Genomic DNA, 18,300 nt, shown 5'->3' with positions numbered 1-18,300 from the left:
CCCGAGGATATTTCACGAACAGAAGAAGGCCCGCGCATGTCATGAGCGCGGGCCTTTGTCATGTCAGGTTGCCGTCCGCGATCAGCCCGCGGCGGCGACGGCGCGTTTCGTCATGACGCCTACCAGGTGAGCGCGGTAATCGCCCGAGCCATGCAGGTCCGAGATCATCCCGTCTCCCGAAAGGCTGAGCCCTTCCACCGCCCCGGCCGAGAAATCGGATGCCAGCGCCGCCTCAGCCTCGCTCCAGCGGAACACGCCCTCTTCCGAGGCGCCGGTCACGGCCACGCGCACGCCATCGGCATATTTGGCGACGAACACCCCCACCAGCGCGAAACGCGAGGCGGGCTGCTCGAACTTCATGTAGGCGGCCTTTTGCGGCACAGGGAATTTCACCTCGGTGATAATCTCTCCTTCCTCGAGCGCGGTGGCGAACATGCCCTCGAAGTAATCGTCGGCAGGGATCTCGCGCTTGTCGGTCACGATGGTCGCGCCCGATCCGAGCGCCGCGGCCGGATAGCAGGCCGAGGGGTCGTTATTGGCCAGGCTCCCGCCGATCGTGCCACGGTTTCGCACCGCCGGGTCGCCGATATTGCCCGCAAGCGCCGCCAGCGCCGGATAGGCGGTTGCGCCGGCCGCAACCTCCGCATGGGTCGTGGCCGCGCCGATGCAGATCCGCCCCGCATCGTCCTCGCAGATGCCCCGGATCTCGTCGATGCCGGTCAGGCTGATGAGCTTCTCGGGGCTGGCAAGGCGCTGCTTGAGGGTCGGGATCAGGGTCTGGCCGCCGCCAAGCGCCTGGTTCTCTTCCGAGGCGGCCATATGTTTCACGGCCTCGGCCAACGTGGTCGGGCGTTCGATGTCGAATGCATACATGTCTCTTCTCCTCAGCCCTTGTTCATCGCGTCCCACACCCGCGACGGCGAGAGCGGCATGTCGATATGGGTCACGTCCCGGCCCGCGCGCTGCAGCGCGTCGATCACGGCGTTGACCACCGCGGGCGGGCTGCCGATGGCCCCCGCTTCGCCACAGCCCTTCACCCCCAGCGGGTTATGCGTGCAGGGCGTCTGGCAGGAATGATCGACCCGATAGAAGGGCACATCGTCGGCGCGCGGCATGGCGTAGTCCATGTAGCTCGCCGACAGAAGCTGGCCGTCCTCGTCATAGGCGCAGTTCTCCAGCAGCGCCTGGCCGATCCCCTGCGCCAGCCCGCCATGCACCTGCCCCTCGACGATCATCGGGTTCACCACATTGCCGAAATCGTCGGCGGCGGCGAAGCCCTCGATCGTGACCTTGCCGGTATCCGGGTCGACCTCCACCTCGCAGGCATAGGCACCCGCCGGGTAGGTGAAGTTCGACGGATCGTAGAAGGCGGTTTCCTCAAGCCCCGGTTCAAGATCCTCGAGCGGGTAGTTATGCGGCACATAAGCCGCCAGCGTGACATCGCCCCAGGCAACGGACTTGTCGGTGCCCGCAACGCTGAACTGGCCGTTCTTCAACTCGATATCGGCCTCGGAGGCCTCCATCAGGTGGGCCGCGATCTTGCGCGCCTTGGCGATGATCTTCTCGGTGGCGCGCACCATGGCCGAGCCACCCACCGCAAGGCTGCGCGAGCCATAGGTGCCCATGCCCATCGGCGTGTTGGCAGTGTCGCCATGAACGATCTCGACCATGTTCTCGTCGATGCCGATCATGTCGGCGACCACCTGCGCGAAAGACGTCTCGTGCCCCTGCCCGTGGCTGTGGCTGCCGGTCATCACCACCAGCCCGCCGGTGGCATTGACCCGCACCGTGGCCGATTCATAGAGCCCGGCGCGCGCGCCAAGCTGGCCGACCAGATGCGAGGGCGCGATGCCGCAGGCCTCGATATAGCAATTGACGCCCAGACCCCGCAGCTTGCCGTTCTTCTTGGACTCCGCAAGCCGCGCCTCGAAACCGGCCAGATCGGCGATCTCCAGCAGCTTGTCGAGCGTGGCATTGTAATCGCCGGTATCGTATTCCACCGCAACCGGTGTGGCATAGGGGAACTCGGTGATGAAATTCTGCCGCCGCAGCTCAACCGGATCAACGCCCAGTTCCCGCGCGGCCTTGTCGATCACGCGCTCAAGCTGAAAGGTCGCCTCGGGGCGCCCGGCGCCGCGATAGGCATCGACCGGCACGGTATTGGTGAACACCGCCTTCACGTTCACGTAGATCAGCGGCGTCTTGTAATTGCCGGCCATCAGCGTGCCGTGCAGCCATGTCGGCACCGAAGGCGCGAAGGTCGACAGATACGCACCCATATTCGCGTGGGTCTCGGTGCGCAGCGCGACGAAATTGTTGTCCTTGTCGAGCGCCAGTTCGATCTTGGTCACATGATCGCGCCCATGCGCGTCGGTGATGAAGGCCTCCGAGCGCGACGAGGTCCATTTCACCGGCCGGTTGAGCGCCTTGGCGGCAAAGGTGCAGAAGGCCTCTTCGGCGTAATGGAAGATCTTCGAGCCGAACCCCCCGCCCACATCTGGCGCCACCACACGCAGCTTGTGTTCGGGTATTCCCAGCACGAAGGCGCCCATCAAGAGGCGGATCACATGCGGGTTCTGGCTTGTGGTGTAGAGCGTCGACTCGCCGGTCGAGCGGCTGTAATCGCCGACCGCCACGCGCGGCTCCATCGGGTTGGCCACAAGCCGGTTGTTCTTGAGTTCGAGCGTGGTCACATGGGCGGCGGATTTGATCGCCGCATCCACCGCCTCGCGGTTCTCCTCGACGAAGCCCCAGTCATAGCAAAGGTTGCTGGTCAGGTCGTCATGGACCTTGGGCGCGCCGTCCTTCAGCGCCGCCTTCATGTCGACAACGGCGGGCAGATCCTCGATCTCGACCTCGATCGCCTCGGCGGCGTCACGGGCCTGTTCGCGTGTCTCGGCCACCACGGCGGCGATCGGGTCGCCCACATGGCGCACCTTTCCCTGCGCCAGCACCGGATGCGCGGGTTCCTGCATCGGGTTACCCTCACGGTCGGTGATCTGCCAGCCGCAGGGCAGCCCGCCCACCTCGGCGAAGTCAGCGCCGGTGAACACGCACACAACGCCCGGCATTCCCTCGGCGGCGCTGGTGTCAACGTTCTTCAGAATGCCATGCGCCACATCCGAGCGCAGGAAATGCACATAGGCCTGACCGCGCAGGTCGATGTCGTCGGTGTAGTGTCCGGCTCCGGTCAGGAACCGCACATCCTCGCGCCGCTTGCTGCTGGCGCCGATGCCTGAATCCTTGGGCATTGGTAGTCTCCTCCCTCTGGGGGGCGGGTGGCCCCGCCGGTCGTCCTATTCAGCGGCGATCGTGCTCACATCCTGCCCGGAAGCGGCCATGATCGCCTTGACGATGTTGTGATAGCCGGTGCAGCGGCAGATATTCCCTTCCAGGTAGTCGCGGATCTCGGCCTCGCTGGGCGTCGGGTTCTCGGCCAGAAGGGCGCGCGCCGACATCACCATGCCCGGCGTGCAAAAGCCGCATTGCAGCCCGTGATGCTCCTGAAAGGCCTGTTGCACCGCGTCCATCGTGCCATCGGGCGCGGCGACGCCTTCGATGGTCAGCACCTCTGCGCCCTCGGCCTCGGCAGCGAACATGGTGCAGGATTTCACCGCCTTGCCGTCCACATGCACGACGCAGGCACCGCATTGGCTGGTATCGCAGCCCACATGCGTGCCGGTCAGGCCCAGGTTTTCGCGCAGGAATTCGACAAGCAGCGTGCGGCCTTCGACCTCACCGGATGCGGGCTTGCCATTCACGGTCATTTTGACCTGTGGCATCGTTTCCTCCCATTTGGCTTTCGTATTGGCTGATGGGAGTTAAGCACGGGCCTTGCCACTTGAGAACCCGGTTTTTCAGTTTGTCCCATCCGTGCGCGGCGCGCGGCCCGCCCCGGGCTGGCGGGGTTGCGGGCGCGTCGGGATCTCCTTGAGCAGGCCGCCCACCCCCATCGCGGCCATCGCGGCACTGTCGAGCGCCACGCCGCAGGCGACGCGCGCCAGCACCCAGTCCGCCCCGTGCAGCACCGGCGAGCGCGCGCTGCCCGGCAGGCCGATCACCGGCCGTCCGCCGATATCGCCCAGAAACAACAGGTTTCCCGGATCGACCGGAAGGCCGAACCGCTCGATCCGTCCGCCCGCGCGGATCAGCGCGCCTGGCGCGGTGTCATGCGGGTCCGAGGTGGCCGAGGCGGTCAGGATCAGCACCACGTCACCTTGTGCCTGCCCGATGGCCTCGGCCAGCGCGGCTTCGTCATGCGCGCAGCGCAGGGTTTCGCACAGGCGCATGCCAAGACCCTTCAGGCGGTTCTCCACCGCATCGATGCCCTTGTCGCCCGGCCCGCCGGGAATTTCCGTCAGGATCAGGCTGGCGCTGCCATACACCGGCCCCGCGAACCGAATCGCACCATGCGCATGGTCCGCCGCTGCGTTCAGCGCCGTGCCCGACACACCATAGGCGATGATCTTGACCGTCGCCGCCATACCCCCGGCCTGCAACTGGTGGAACGGCGCCACCGTCGCCACGGTGATCATCGGGTCCACGGCATTGGCCGCATCGATGCGCGCCGCGTCGATCAGCACCACTCCGGGGCCATCCGCGATCAGGTTCACCCGCCCGGTGAAGGGCGCCGTGCAATGGATGCTCCCCGCGCCTTCACACAGGGCTTTTGCCAGCACCTGCGCGGCTTCGTCTTCGTGGATATCCCCGCTCTCCAGCCGCGCGACACTCACCTCGCTGATACCCGCATCGCGCAGGGTCGCGATATGCTCGGCATTCAGCACAACGCCCTTGCGCAGCCGGCCATCGCCAAGACGCAGCGAATGGGCCAGGATCGCGCCTTCGGCCTCGGTCACGGGCGCGGCCCCGAATTTCATGCCCCGCGCCTCAGCACACGGGTCACTTCTGCCAGGATGCTGAGCGCGATCTCGGCCGGTCCCGCCGCACCGATATCCAGCCCCACAGGGCCATGAATGCGGGCGATGGCCGCATCTCCATGCCCCCTCTCGCGCAGCCGCTCGACCCGCTTCGCATGGGTCCGGGTCGAGCCAAGCGCACCGATATAGAAGACGTCGCTGCTCAGCGCCTGTTCCAGCGCCGGATCATCAAGCTTAGGATCATGCGTCAGAAGGACCAGCGCGGTGCGCGCATCAAGACCAAAGGCGCGCACGCCCTCATCGGGCCAGTCATGCCGGATGGTTTCGCCCGGGAACCGCTCGGCGCTCGCGAAACTCTCGCGCGGGTCGATCAGCAGCGGGTCATAGCCCGCGATCCGCGCCATCGGCACCAGCGCCTGCGCGATATGCACGGCCCCCACGATGATCATCCGCAAGGGCGGGTTGTGGATGCCCACGAAGGTCTCGCCATCGGGCTCGAAACCCGAGCGGTCCATGCGGAACCTTTCGTCAAAGCCGTCGCGCGCAAGGCGCGGCTTGGCTGTCATGCCGGTGACATAGGCGACGGGCTCGCGCGCCGCGCGCGCCGCAACCAGTTCCTCCAGCAGGGCCACCGGCATCACCGGGCCGACCGGCTCGACCATGACGCGGATCGTGCCGCCACAGGCCAGCCCCACGGCAAAGGCATCGCCGTCGCTCACCCCGTATTCCAGCATCACCGGCTTGCCGTCCTCGATCGCGTCCATGGCCTCGGCCACCACCGCACCCTCGACGCAGCCGCCCGAGACAGACCCCTCGATATCGCCTTGGCCGGAAATGGCCAGCTGGCTGCCCACACGTCGCGGGGCGCTGCCCCATGTCTCAACCACCGTGGCCAGCGCCGCGCCCTTGCCTGCGCGATGCCACGCAAGCGCGATTTCCGGGATCCTGTCGAACCTGTCCATCTGGCGCCTCCCTCGCCCGGCAATATGGGATGCGCTGCCCGGTTCTACAAACGAAAAAACCCGCCCCCGGCGTTGCGCAGGGGGCGGGCGATGTGGCGCACAAATGACGCCAAGCGTTACTCGGCCGGGGCGACGGCCTCGCCGCCGCCGCGCAGGCGTTCGGGCAAGGCGATGGCGATCACCACGAACCCCGCACCGATGACGATGCCCAGGATATCTCCCGGCAAGGTGCTGACCGCGTCATAGCCCGCGCCGGGAACCACCCCCAGCGTCAGCTTGCCGCCATCCAGCAGCCCCGCCGACTTCCAGGCCGGATAGGTCATCATGTAGGCGGCCGCGCCCAGCAGCCCCCCGGCGATGAAGAACAGCGCATCCTTGCGCCCCGAGGCCGCAGCGCAGATTCCGGTGCCGGGGCAATAGCCCGCCGCGGCCCAGCCCGCGCCCAGCATCAGCCCGCCGATGAACACGCCCGCATAAGCCGCCTTGACGCTCATGTGGCCGACATCGACAAGGCCCGCCATCTGGCCTGCGAACATCAGGATCGACCCGGTGCCGATAGCCAGCAGGATGGCCTTCATCAGGTGCAGGTTGGTCAGGCTCAGCATCTTGCCGATCCAGTTGGGATTGGTGGCGCCGATCCGGTCCAGAACAGCGCCGAACGCGGCGCCGATCACGATGGCCAATATGATGGTTGTCATGGCTCAGCCCTCCTGCTTGTACATCATGATGGCGACGGGCAGCGCCGCGGCGAAGGCACCAGCGGCAAAGACATAGCCCGACACGGCGGTCTGCATCATCCCCGACATCATGTGTCCCGAGGTGCAGCCCCCCGCCAGGCGCGCACCGTAAAGCACGATGAAACCGCCCAGAAACGCCACGGCATAGCGCTTGATTGGCGTGTCGCCGTAATTGGCATACCAGATCGCCGGGAGCTTGCGCTCATCCGCGCCCACACCGCCACGCGCCATCGCCGACAGGAACGCACCCAAAGCCATCGCCAGCACGAAAACAAAGCTGTAATTCAGAGGGTTGGCAGCGTTCTTCGCATAGGCCCCGCCCGATTTCGCAAGGTAAGCATTGGTCGAGCTGTAGCCGTCTTCGGTCTGAGTGATCAGATCGGGGTTCACCGCGTCGGCGATGATCGCGTCCAGGATGACGAATTGCGTGGAAACGCCGATCGGCTTTACCAGCAACACCGCCAGGAAGAACACGAGCCCCAGAAGCACCCCACCGGTTTTCCAGTTGAGGACCATTCGGATTTCCTTCCATCAATTACATTCTGATTGTTGAATATATCAACGGAAACGGAAACGCAATGATCTATCGCAACGCGCGCGCTCAGGGCGCGGCGTCCATCGCCGCCATCAGGCGCGCCTTTTCGCCCGCATCGCCGGGGCGGGAAATCGCCTCGGCCAGCGCCTCGAGCGTGGCGATGGAATGGCCCGCGCGAAAGGCATCGACATGCGGCAGCATGGCGCGAATCCCGCTGGCACGCGGCGCGAAGCCTTCCCAACGGAGCAGCGGGTTGAGCCAGATCAGGCGGCGTGCGCTCAGATGCAGGCGCTCGATCTCGCGCTCCAGCGCCTCCGCATCGCCCCGGTCCAGACCGTCGGTGATCAGCAGCACCACCGCGCCCTGCCCCATCACCCGGCGCGACCAGTCGCGGTTGAAGGCATGGAGGCAATCACCGATCCGGGTGCCGCCCTCCCAGTCCTGCGCCTCCTGCCCGGCTGCGGCCAGCGCGCTGTCGACGTCGCGCCGGTCCAGGTGACGGGTGATATTGGTCAGCCGTGTGCCGAAGGTGAAGGCATGGACCCGAGCCCAGCCAGCACCTTTCTCATTGGCCACCGCATGAAGGAAATGCAGCACCATGCGGCTGTATTGGCTCATCGAGCCGGAAATGTCGCACAAGACGACCAGATTGGGCCAGCGCGAGCGCGGCTTCTGCATGTGGATGCGACGCAGCTCGCCCCCTCGGCGCATGGCGGCGCGCAGCGTGGCGCGCGCATCGACCCGCGTGCCCTGCGCGCTGGCCATCGCGCGGCGCGATTTCAGGGGCTTCACCGGCAGGCTGAGCCGCGCCAGCATCCGCTTGGCCGCAGCGATCTCGTCGGTGCTCATCTGCTCGAAATCAAGTTGGCGCAGCCGTTCTTCGGCGGACATCGTGGCCGAGGCGTCGATCTCGATCTCGATTTCGTCGTCCTTGCCCTCCTCGCGCCCCTGGGCGGGCGTCTCGGGTTCGATCCCGTCAAGCAACGCCTCGGCAGCGCGCTTCTCGGCGGCCTGCGCCGCGCGCTCGTCCTGGACGCCCCGGATGGCGGGCAGCATCATCGCCATCATGTGTTCCATGTAGCGCGGGTCACGCCAGTAGAGACGGAAGATCTGGGCAAAGACCGCGCGATGCTCGGGGCGCGTGACCAGACAGGCGCGCAGCGTGTAGAAAAAATCAGTCTTCGAGGTGAACCCCGCCGCCTCGACGGCGCGGATCGCGTCGATCACCCGCCCCGTGCCCACCGGCAGCCCCGCCTTGCGCAGCGCGCGGGCGAAATGGATGACGTTCTGGGTCAGCCGGGGATTTTCCGGCAGGTCGAGTGCGGGATAGTCAACCATGGCGCCGCTTGGGGGCCAGCCCCCAAACCCCCGGAGTATTTCCGGCAAGATGAAGCATCAGTCCGGGCCGAGGCTGGCTTTGGCCTCGTCCAGCAGGCGCTTGGCCTCGGAACCCTGAAGGCGCTGGATATCGTCCTGGTATTTCAGGATCGCGCCGATCGTGTCGGCGATCACCTCGGGACTGAGGGTTATGACATCGAGCGCCAGCAGGCACTTGGCCCAGTCGATGGTTTCGGCAACGCCGGGTTTCTTGAACAGGTCCTCGCCGCGCAGCCGCTGGACGAAGGCCACGACCTCGCGGCTGAGGCTTTCAGCGGCTTCGGGGGCACGTGCATGGAGGATCTCCATCTCGCGGTCGAAATCCGGGTAGTCGACCCAGTGATAGAGGCAGCGCCGCTTGAGTGCGTCATGCACTTCGCGGGTGCGGTTCGAGGTCAGGATGACGATCGGCGGCGCCGGGGCCACGATGGTGCCGAGTTCGGGGATCGTCACCTGGAAATCGCTGAGCGCCTCGAGCAGGAAGGCCTCGAAAGGTTCATCGGTGCGGTCGAGTTCGTCGATCAGCAGCACCGGCGGCCCGCCATCCTGCGGGCGCATGGCCTGAAGGAGCGGGCGTTCGATCAGGTATTGCTCGGTGAACAGCTCGTCCTTCAAGGCATCGCGATCCGCGCCGGCGCCCTCGAACCCCATCGCCTCGGCGGTGCGGATGGCGATCATCTGTTCTGCGAAGTTCCACTCGTAGACGGCGCTCGCCGCATCCAGCCCCTCGTAGCATTGCAGCCGGATCAGCCGCCGCCCGAGCCCGGCGGCGATGGCCTTGGCGATCTCGGTCTTGCCCACCCCCGCCTCGCCTTCGAGGAACAGCGGCCGCCCCAGCCTGAGCGCGAGAAACACCACCGTTCCAAGCGCCCGGTCGCAGACATAGCCCTCTTCGGCGAGCATCGCCTGCACCTCGTCGATCGACCCCGGTATCGTCTTCATCCGCGCCTCCCTTGGCCATGCGCCAAGAAGTGCATGCGCGCGCGCCCAGCGTCAAGCGTCACGGGTTCGGAACCGGCCCCGCCCAAGGCACCAGAAAGCCCTTGGATTTTCCCAATTTTCGCCCAGATTGACCCCTATTCCGGTGGCGTCGAAGCCGTTACAAGCGGCCGCTGCGCAAGGACGCAGGAAAAGGATCAGAGCAGAATGCAGGACAGCCCCAATACCTATGACGCGCCGCTCGGCGGGCTTGACTGGTCGGCATGGCTGGACGCTGCCGAGGGGATCGTCGACGAGGACGGCTATGTCGAACGTCTCGGGCGGCGGCACGCGGCGATATTCCTCGAGGAGAAGCCGACGCTACTGGTCACCTTCGAGACCAGACAGGTCATCATCGAACAATCGCAGAACGCACATCCTCTGGGCTGGACGATGGTCAAGGCGCTCGGCTGGTCGCATCTCTGCGTGGTCTGCAATGGCGACAGCTGGTTTCGCGACCGCCATGTCTATGGCTATTTCGACCGCCTGGTCGATGACGGGTTCTTCGACGAGTTCGAGCAGGTCATCTTCTACGGCGAGGGCGCCTGCGGCTATGCGGCGGCGGCGTTCTCGGTGGCGGCTCCCGGCGCGCGGGTAGTGGCACTGCGCCCGCAGGCCACGCTGGACCCGCGTATCACCGAATGGGACGACCGCTACACCGCGATGCGGCGCACCGCCTTCGACGACCGCTACGGCTATGCGCCCGACATGCTGGACGCTGCCGAACACGCCTTTGTCCTCTATGATCCCGAGATCAAGCTGGACGCGATGCATTCGGCGCTCTTTACCCGGCCCAACGTCACCCGCTTCAGGCTGCGCTTCATGGGCACGCGGCTTCAGCAATCGCTTCTGGGGATGGACATCCTGCTGCGCATCCTCGCCCAGGTCAGCGCCGGCCGCCTCACCAGCCGGAGCCTCGCGCTGATGATGCGCGCGCGCCGCACCCATGTCCCCTACCTCAAGCGCGTCCTGGCGCGTCTCGAACATGAAAAGCGACATTTCCTGGTGGCGCTCTGGTGTCGCCGCATCATGCGCGACACACCCGGCCCGCGGTTCCGCCGCGCGCTGCGCTCGGCCTATCAGACCGCCGAGACCAAGGGGCTCGCCATGCCCGAGCGCGAAGCGGACTGAACCGCGCCCGAACGCGCCGCAGCGATGCCGTGGTATCTGGCGGTGCGCTGCATGTTTGTGTAAAGGCTCGGACCCATGAGCCAGAGCCTGACACTCCCCCGCCCCGACGACTGGCACCTGCATCTGCGCGACGGCGCGATGCTGCGCGCCGTCCTGCCCGAAAGCGCGCGCGATTTCGCCCGCGCCATCATCATGCCCAACCTCGTGCCTCCCGTGGTCACCGGGGCCGATGCCCGCGCCTATCGCGACCGGATCATGGCCGCCCTGCCCGCAGGCGCGGATTTCACGCCGCTCATGACCCTCTACCTGACCGAGGCGACCGATCCGGCCGACGTGGCGCGCGCCCACGCCGAAGGGCTCATCACAGCTGTCAAGCTCTACCCGGCGGGGGCCACCACCAATTCCGCCAGCGGCGTGCGCGATTTCGACCGCGTGCGCGGCGTGCTCGAGGCCATGGCCGAATCCGGCTGCCCGCTTTGCGTGCATGGCGAAGTGACCGATCCCGAGATCGACATCTTCGACCGCGAGGCGGTGTTCATCGACCGCGTGCTCGACCCGCTGCGCCGCGCCGTGCCGAAGCTCAGGGTGGTGATGGAGCATGTCACGACACGCGACGGCATCGATTACATCAAATCCGCCGAGAGCGGCCTTGCAGGCACGATCACGACCCATCACCTGATCATCAACCGCAACCATATCTTGGTCGGCGGGATCAAGCCGCATTACTACTGCCTGCCCGTGGCCAAGCGCGAATCCCATCGCCTCGCGCTGCGCGGCGCCGCCACCTCGGGCGATGCGCGCTTCTTCCTCGGCACCGACAGTGCCCCGCATCTCGACGATGCCAAGGAAAGCGCCTGCGGCTGCGCGGGATGCTTCACCGCCACCAACACGATGCCATTGCTGGCGCATGTCTTCGAGGAAGAGGGCGCGCTCGAGCGGCTCGAAGGTTTCGCCTCGCGCCACGGCCCCGGCTTTTACGGCCTGCCGGTCAATGACGCGACACTGACGCTGGTAAAGGGCAACGCGCCCACCCGCTTCCCGGCGCATATCGAAACCGGCGACGGCCCCGTCACCGTCTTCGATCCCGGTTTTCCCGTCCACTGGTCCGTCGCCGACTGAGCGCCGCCCGCCGTCTTCTACAGGAGCACATCGATGATCCCCACCGCCTACCCGCCGCGCGACGAGATCGCCCGCCTCACCGCCCGCATGCTGCTCGAGATCGAAGCCGTGCATTTCAACGCGGCAGAGCCCTTTACCCTGGCCTCCGGCCTGCCCTCGCCCACCTATATCGACTGCCGCAAGCTGATCTCCTTTCCCCGCATCCGCGCCACGCTGATGGATTTCCTCACTGTGACCGTAATGCGCGACGCCGGGTTTGAAGCCTTCGACAACATTGCCGGGGGCGAGACCGCAGGCATCCCCTTTGCCGCGCTGGTGGCCGAACGCATGGCGCTGCCGATGACCTATGTGCGCAAGAAGCCCAAGGGCTACGGGCGCAACGCCCGCATCGAGGGCGTGATGACCGAAGGCGACCGGGTGCTGCTGGTCGAGGACCTGACCACCGATGGCGGCTCCAAACTGAGCTTCGTCGATGCGATCCGTGACACCGGCGCGACCTGCGCACATACGGCGGTGATCTTCTATTACGGCATCTTCCCCGAAACCGAGAAGACCCTCGGCGATCATGGCGTGGCGCTGCATTACCTCTGCACCTGGCGCGACGTTCTGGCCGAGGCCCGCGCCCAGGGCAGCTTCGACGCCGCGACGCTCGACGGGGTCGAATCGTTTCTGGATGATCCGCGCGCCTGGCAGGCGGCGCGCGGCTGAACGAATCGTGACTGCCGGACAGTGACCTGTGTGCCTCGGCATTCAGAAAAAAGCGGGTTGCGGCGAATTCGCCACGTCGGCGGCGTCGCGCCTCGGTGAACACACTACATGTTGACGGATACCCCTCTCAGGCGGCAATATGGGGCACCCGAGGATATCCACAGATCATCCACAGAGTTGTTCCACGTTGTCCACCCCTGCGCACGGGCGCTATGAGCGGTGATCCAGCAGGAACGGGGGAGATCATGAACGAAGTCGCGAGCTTCAACGCCACCGGCACCGAGATCCAGGATGCGCAGACCATGCCGCATTCCATCGAGGCCGAGCAGCAATTGCTGGGCGCCCTGCTGACCAATAACGAGGTCTATGACCGCGTCGCCTCGATCATAAAGCCGCATCATTTCTACGATCCCGTCCATCAGCGCATCTACGAGACCGCCGTGGCGCGGATCGGCAAGGGCAACCTCGCCTCGCCGGTCACGCTGAAAGCGTTCCTCGAGGATGACGAGGGCCTCAAGGAACTCGGCGGCCCGGCTTACCTCGCGCGACTCGCAGGGGCGGCGATCAGCGCCTTCGCCGTGCGTGACTATGCCCAGATGATCCATGACATGGCGATCCGGCGCGAGTTGATCGCGCTTGGCCATGACATCGTCGGCAAGGCCGCGCGTGCCGAAGTCGAAAGCGAACCGCGCGACCAGATCGTCGAGGCCGAGCAGAAGCTCTACCAGCTCTCCGAACAGGGCCAGACCGAAAGCGGCTTTCAGAGCTTCCTGCGCGCCGTGACCGATGCGGTCAATGTCGCCAATGCCGCCTATCAGCGCGATGGCGGGCTGGCGGGCATCTCGACCGGTCTGATCGACATGGACCGCAAACTCGGCGGGCTGCACAAGTCCGACCTTCTGATCCTGGCCGGGCGCCCTTCGATGGGCAAGACCTCGCTGGCCACGAACATCGCCTACAACATCGCCAAGGCCTATCGCATGGGCGAGCGTCCCGACGGCACCCAGGGCGCCATCGAGGGCGGCGTCGTGGGCTTCTACAGTCTCGAGATGAGCGCCGAACAGCTCGCCGCAAGGATCCTTTCGGAGGCCGCCGAAGTCCCCTCCGAACAGATCCGGCGCGGCGACATGACGGAACCGGAATTCCGCCGCTTCGTGGATGCCGCCAAGGCGCTCGAATCCTGCCCGCTCTTCATCGACGACACGCCCGCCCTGCCGATCAGCCAGCTCGCCGCGCGGGCGCGACGCCTCAAGCGCACCCACGGGCTCGACGTGCTGATCGTGGACTACCTGCAACTTGTGCGCCCGGCATCGGCCAAGGACAGCCGCGTCAACGAAGTGAGCGAGATTACCCAAGGGCTCAAGGCCATCGCCAAGGAACTCGACATCCCCGTGATCGCCCTCAGCCAGCTCTCGCGCCAGGTCGAATCGCGCGAGGACAAGCGCCCGCAGCTCTCGGACCTGCGCGAATCCGGCTCGATCGAACAGGACGCGGATGTCGTCATGTTCGTCTTCCGCGAAGAGTATTATGCCGAGCGCGAAAAACCCTCCGATGACCGGCTCGATGAAATGGCCGCCTGGCAGGAACGCATGGAACGCCTGCACGGCAAGGCCGAAGTGGTCATCGGCAAGCAACGCCACGGCCCCATCGGCACCATCGAACTCAGCTTCGAGGGCCAGTTCACCCGCTTTGGAAACCTCGTGAAACCCTGGCAGCAGGACGGCGCGGGCGAGCGCGAATTCTGACCGCGCCCGCCTCTTGCGCCCCCAGGGCTTCTTCTGTTCACAAATATCCCGGGGGAGTCGCCGCTTGCGGCGGCGGGGGCAGCGCCCCCCCGCAACAGCGCCATATGCGCGCCGCCGCCGCTTTCCCCTTGACCCCGACCCTCACCGTGGCAAAACCCTCTCCCATGAGCACAGGCACGCTGACCATCGACCTTGACGCGATCCTCGCCAACTGGCGCGCGCTCGACGCCATGAGCGCGGGTGAAACCGCCGCCGTCGTCAAATCCGACGCCTATGGGCTCGGGACCGCGCGCGTCGCGCGCAGCCTGGCCCATGCCGGCGCGCGTAGCTTCTTCGTCGCCGTCGCCGAGGAAGGCGCGGCCCTGCGCGCCACGCTGGGGCCTTCGCCCGCGATCTACGTCTTTTCCGGGCATATGCCGGGGGATGCCGACATGATCGGCGATACCGGCCTCATCCCGATGCTCAACTCGCTCGACCAGATGATCCGCCACGCCGAGGCGCTGCCCGGCCATCCCTTCGGCATCCAGCTCGACACCGGCATGAACCGGCTCGGAATGGAGCCCGGCGAATGGGCGGCGGTGCGCGACGTGGCCCTCGGCCAGTCCCCGGCGCTGCTCATCAGCCACCTCGCCTGCGCCGACCTGCCAGACCACCCGATGAACCGCCAGCAGCTTCATGCCTTTCACGAGATGACCGATGGGCTCGACGTGCCCCGCTGCCTTGCCAATACCGGCGGCGTGCTCATGGGGCCGGACTACCATTTCGACATGTGCCGCCCCGGCATCGGCGTCTATGGCGGGCGCCCCTTTGCCGATGCGCGCCCGGTCGTGACGCTCGACCTTCCCGTGATCCAGTGCCGAGACCTCGATCCGGGCGAAACCGTCGGCTATGCCAATGCCTTCACCGCCCACCGCCCGACCCGCATCGCCACCGTCGCCGCGGGCTATGGCGACGGCATCCTGCGCGCGCTCGGGCCGCAGAGCTCGCTTCTGGCCGAGGACGGCACAGCCTGCCCGATTGCCGGACGGATCTCGATGGACCTGATCGGCGTCGATGTCACCGATCTCGACCACGATCCGAAATCGCTGCAACTGCTCGGCACCGAACAGGGCGTCGACGACCTCGCCGACAATGCCGGGACGATCGGTTACGAGATCCTCACCTCGCTCGGGGCGCGCTACCTGCGCCGCTATATCGGCGGATGAAACTCATCACCGCCCTTCTCGGCCGGCTCGGCCGCCAGACGCTGCTGATCATGGCGGTAATCGGGCGCATCGCGCTCTTTGCCGCCGCCACCGTCACCCATCTTCTGCGCCCGCCCTTCTATGCGCGCGAATTCGGCCATGCGCTGATCCAGATCGGCTGGCTCTCGCTGCCGGTGGTGGGCATGACGGCGCTGTTCACCGGCGGCGCGCTGGCGCTTCAGATTTATGCCGGTGGCGCGCGTTTCAACGCCGAAACCGTGGTGCCCTCGATCGTCGCCATCGGTCTCACACGCGAACTTGGCCCGGTGCTGGGCGGCCTCATGGTGGCGGCCCGCGTCGCTTCCTCCATCGCCGCCGAGATCGGCACCATGAAGGTGACCGAGCAGATCGACGCGCTCACCACACTTTCCACCAACCCGATGAAATACCTCACCCTGCCGCGCGTGCTGGCGGCGACGCTGGCGGTGCCGCTGCTGGTCGGCGTCGGCGATGCGATCGGCATCATGGGCGGCTTTCTCGTGGGCGTCGGGCGGCTCGATTTCGGCGCCGGCACCTACCTGCACAACACCATCGACTTTCTCGAGACATGGGACGTGGCCTCCGGCATGATCAAGGGTGCGGTCTTCGGCTTCATCGTGGCGCTGATGGGCTGCTATTACGGCATGAATTCGGGGCGCGGCGCACAGGGCGTCGGGCGCGCGACCAAGGCGGCGGTGGTCGCCGCCTCGGTGCTGATCCTGGCCTCCAACTACATCCTGACAGAACTGTTCTTTTCCGCATGATCGAACTCAGGAACGTCCATAAGGCCTTCGGGGCGAACAAGGTGCTGCAAGGGGTGGACCTCACCATTCCCACCGGCACGTCGATGGTCATCATCGGCGGCTCGGGCACCGGCAAATCGGTGGCGCTGAAATGCGTGCTCGGGCTGATCCGCCACGATTCCGGCGACATCCTTCTCGATGGCAAGGACGTGACGCGCGGCGACCGCGACGCCTTCCTTGCGCGTTTCGGAATGCTGTTCCAGGGCGGCGCGCTGTTCGATTCCCTGCCCGTCTGGCAGAACGTCGCTTTCCGCCTGCTTCGCGGCTCCCTCAAGCGTCCGAGGGACGAGGCCCGCGAGATCGCCATCGAGAAACTGCGCCGCGTCGGTCTGACCCCCGAACAGGCCGACAAGTTCCCCGCCGAACTCTCCGGCGGGATGCAGAAACGCGTCGGCCTCGCCCGCGCCATCTGCGCCGAACCGGAAATCATCTTCTTTGACGAACCCACGACCGGGCTCGATCCGATCATGGCGGGCGTCATCAACGACCTGATCCGCGAGATCGTCACCGAGATGGGCGCCACCGCCATGACCATCACCCATGACATGACCTCGGTGCGCGCCATCGCCGACAACGTGGCGATGCTGCATGACGGCGTGATCAAATGGACCGGCCCCGTCGCCGATATGGACAACAGCGGCGATCCCTATCTCGACCAGTTCATCCACGGCCGCGCCACCGGCCCGATCGAGGCGGTCCGGTGACCCTACTCAAACTCGCCAACCTCGCGCTCCTGGTCCTTTACCCGGTCGCGTGGTTTGCGCCCCTGATGCGCGCGGGTCTGAACCTGCCGCTCTTCGGCCTCTCGGAAATCAGCGTCATCTCGGGCCTGCAAAGTCTCTGGCGCAGCGATGTGGTGCTGGCGCTCGTGGTGACCCTGTTCGCTCTCTTTGCGCCCTATCTCAAGACCATCGGCCTTGCGCTCATCCATTTCGGCCTGCTCCGGCGCAAGGTGCTGCCCGCGCTCGACATTCTGGGCAAGCTGGCGATGGCCGACGTGTTCCTCGTCGCGCTCTATATCACGCTGATCAAGGGCATCGGCCTCGGGCGGATCGAAGTCGCCTGGGGGCTCTATCTGTTCACCGCCTGCATCCTCGCCTCGATCCTGATCGCATGGCGCACCGCGGCGGCGCGCAACCGTCCGTCCAGCGACCCCGCCTGAGCCGCGCACCATGCTTCCCAGCGGCGTCCGCAAGGCACCCTCGGGGCTTCGATCCGCTGGGTTCTTCCAAGTTTAACGCGACAATCGGCAAGAATTCGCCTATAGTGGGGGTCTGTTCGGAATTCTGGGGGGAATACCGTGTCGTATCAGTTGAGATCGTTCCTGCAACTCGTCGAGGCCGTTTTTCAACGGCTTGCCCTGGGCGCCTTCGCGCTCTCCGCCCTTGTCCTGACCGCAGTCACGCTCCTTGCCGCCCTCGGCCATCTGCCGTGGCTCGACTTCAGCGTGAACATTGGCGCGGTCCCCTATGACAATGCCGGGCGCATCACCCAGGTCGCGGTGACGGTGCTGGTGGTCATGCTCTGCTTCTTCCTGCCTGCCAACCGGCGAATCATGCGCCTCGAATCCTCGCACCGCGATTTTCACATCGGCATGAGCGACGTGGCCCGCGCCTATTGCGCCGCCCATGCCGCCGACCGTCAGGGCCTGTTTCAACTCAGCTCCGAGTTCGATTCCGTGCGCGAGCGCCTTGCCTATCTGCGCGACCATCCCGACCTGGAAGCGCTCGAACCCGAGATCCTGGAACTCGCTGCGCAGATGTCCCATATCAGTCGCGAACTGGCCGATGTCTACTCGGACGAGAAGGTCGCGCGCGCCCGCGCCTTCCTCACTCAACGCCAGCAGGAGGTCGAAGCCTTCAACGCGCGGCTGGATCAGGCAAAACACACCTGCCGCGAGCTGAGGGATTGGGCGCATATGGTCGATCTCGAGGAAAGCGTCGCCATCAGCCAGCTCAACCGCCTGCGCGACGACCTGCGCGATCTGTTGCCTGAACTCGGCCACGAAGATGTCGTCGATGCCGATGGCAAGGTGATCGAACTGTCCAACAAGGCCGCCGCCGAATAGGGGTTTGACGCTCTCCCCGGCTTGGGGCATGACGCTG

18 protein-coding genes are annotated in these 18,300 nt (G+C 66.0%); 9 read left to right on the top strand and 9 right to left on the bottom strand.

Annotated features, from left to right (window positions below; translation table 11 throughout):
• Positions 1–81 precede the first annotated feature (81 nt).
• The 9 genes from ROH8110_RS04730 to ROH8110_RS04690 all read right to left on the bottom strand — a co-directional run bounded on the left by ROH8110_RS04730 (position 82) and on the right by ROH8110_RS04690 (position 9,430).
• Positions 82–873 (bottom strand): FAD binding domain-containing protein, encoded by a 792-nt coding sequence (locus ROH8110_RS04730; protein ID WP_085816548.1) that lies wholly within the window; start codon positions 871–873, stop codon positions 82–84.
• An 11-nt stretch (positions 874–884) separates the two neighbouring features.
• On the bottom strand, positions 885–3,251 hold the full coding sequence (locus ROH8110_RS04725) for a xanthine dehydrogenase family protein molybdopterin-binding subunit (protein WP_085816547.1): 2,367 nt from the start codon (positions 3,249–3,251) through the stop codon (positions 885–887).
• A 45-nt stretch (positions 3,252–3,296) separates the two neighbouring features.
• Positions 3,297–3,782, bottom strand: a complete 486-nt coding sequence (locus ROH8110_RS04720) for a (2Fe-2S)-binding protein (RefSeq protein WP_085816546.1) — start codon at positions 3,780–3,782, stop codon at positions 3,297–3,299.
• Positions 3,783–3,857: 75 nt separating this feature from the next.
• Positions 3,858–4,877, bottom strand: a complete 1,020-nt coding sequence (locus ROH8110_RS04715) for a molybdopterin-binding protein (protein WP_085816545.1) — start codon at positions 4,875–4,877, stop codon at positions 3,858–3,860.
• Positions 4,874–5,839: an XdhC family protein gene (locus ROH8110_RS04710; RefSeq protein ID WP_085816544.1), complete on the bottom strand. Its 966-nt coding sequence runs from the start codon at positions 5,837–5,839 to the stop codon at positions 4,874–4,876. Before ROH8110_RS04710 ends, ROH8110_RS04715 begins: the two co-directional genes overlap by 4 nt.
• 116 nt (positions 5,840–5,955) lie before the next feature.
• Entirely contained in the window at positions 5,956–6,537 is a 582-nt protein-coding gene (locus tag ROH8110_RS04705) for a YeeE/YedE thiosulfate transporter family protein (protein ID WP_085816543.1), read from the bottom strand.
• 3 nt (positions 6,538–6,540) lie between these two features.
• Complete coding sequence (locus ROH8110_RS04700) at positions 6,541–7,092, bottom strand: YeeE/YedE thiosulfate transporter family protein (RefSeq protein ID WP_085816542.1); 552 nt, start codon at positions 7,090–7,092, stop codon at positions 6,541–6,543.
• A gap of 85 nt (positions 7,093–7,177) precedes the next feature.
• Entirely contained in the window at positions 7,178–8,449 is a 1,272-nt protein-coding gene (locus tag ROH8110_RS04695; protein WP_085816541.1) for a vWA domain-containing protein, read from the bottom strand.
• Between the two features lie 57 nt (positions 8,450–8,506).
• Entirely contained in the window at positions 8,507–9,430 is a 924-nt protein-coding gene (locus tag ROH8110_RS04690) for an AAA family ATPase (protein WP_085816540.1), read from the bottom strand.
• A gap of 204 nt (positions 9,431–9,634) precedes the next feature.
• On the opposite strand from ROH8110_RS04690, the gene ROH8110_RS04685 reads away from it, so the two are divergent.
• The 9 genes from ROH8110_RS04685 (at position 9,635) to ROH8110_RS04645 (ending at position 18,263) form a co-directional block, all read left to right on the top strand.
• A complete protein-coding gene (locus tag ROH8110_RS04685; RefSeq protein ID WP_085816539.1) occupies positions 9,635–10,597 on the top strand; it encodes a phosphoadenosine phosphosulfate reductase in 963 nt (320 codons plus the stop codon).
• Between the two features lie 75 nt (positions 10,598–10,672).
• Complete coding sequence (pyrC, locus tag ROH8110_RS04680; RefSeq protein ID WP_085816538.1) at positions 10,673–11,716, top strand: dihydroorotase; 1,044 nt, start codon at positions 10,673–10,675, stop codon at positions 11,714–11,716.
• A gap of 33 nt (positions 11,717–11,749) precedes the next feature.
• Positions 11,750–12,424: an orotate phosphoribosyltransferase gene (locus ROH8110_RS04675; RefSeq protein WP_085816537.1), complete on the top strand. Its 675-nt coding sequence runs from the start codon at positions 11,750–11,752 to the stop codon at positions 12,422–12,424.
• Between the two features lie 245 nt (positions 12,425–12,669).
• The gene (locus ROH8110_RS04670) at positions 12,670–14,169 is read left to right on the top strand and encodes a replicative DNA helicase (RefSeq protein ID WP_085816536.1); all 1,500 of its coding nucleotides are present in this window, start codon (positions 12,670–12,672) and stop codon (positions 14,167–14,169) included.
• A gap of 164 nt (positions 14,170–14,333) precedes the next feature.
• Complete coding sequence (gene alr / locus ROH8110_RS04665) at positions 14,334–15,374, top strand: alanine racemase (protein ID WP_085816535.1); 1,041 nt, start codon at positions 14,334–14,336, stop codon at positions 15,372–15,374.
• Positions 15,371–16,156: an MlaE family ABC transporter permease gene (locus ROH8110_RS04660; protein WP_085816534.1), complete on the top strand. Its 786-nt coding sequence runs from the start codon at positions 15,371–15,373 to the stop codon at positions 16,154–16,156. The genes alr and ROH8110_RS04660 overlap by 4 nt, the downstream gene beginning before the upstream one ends.
• A complete protein-coding gene (locus ROH8110_RS04655; protein ID WP_085816533.1) occupies positions 16,153–16,899 on the top strand; it encodes an ABC transporter ATP-binding protein in 747 nt (248 codons plus the stop codon). Before ROH8110_RS04660 ends, ROH8110_RS04655 begins: the two co-directional genes overlap by 4 nt.
• A complete protein-coding gene (locus tag ROH8110_RS04650) occupies positions 16,896–17,357 on the top strand; it encodes a paraquat-inducible protein A (RefSeq protein ID WP_245962749.1) in 462 nt (153 codons plus the stop codon). The genes ROH8110_RS04655 and ROH8110_RS04650 overlap by 4 nt, the downstream gene beginning before the upstream one ends.
• A 138-nt stretch (positions 17,358–17,495) precedes the next feature.
• Positions 17,496–18,263 carry a DNA repair protein gene (locus ROH8110_RS04645; RefSeq protein ID WP_245962750.1) on the top strand — a complete coding sequence of 256 codons (768 nt, stop codon included), beginning with the start codon at positions 17,496–17,498 and terminating at the stop codon, positions 18,261–18,263.
• Positions 18,264–18,300 lie beyond the last annotated feature (37 nt).

The sequence above is a fragment of the Roseovarius halotolerans genome, from assembly GCF_900172255.1.
Classification (GTDB): domain Bacteria; phylum Pseudomonadota; class Alphaproteobacteria; order Rhodobacterales; family Rhodobacteraceae; genus Roseovarius; species Roseovarius halotolerans.
The sequence above is the reverse complement of the archived record's forward strand: the minus strand, read 5'-3'. Positions and strand labels throughout refer to the sequence as shown.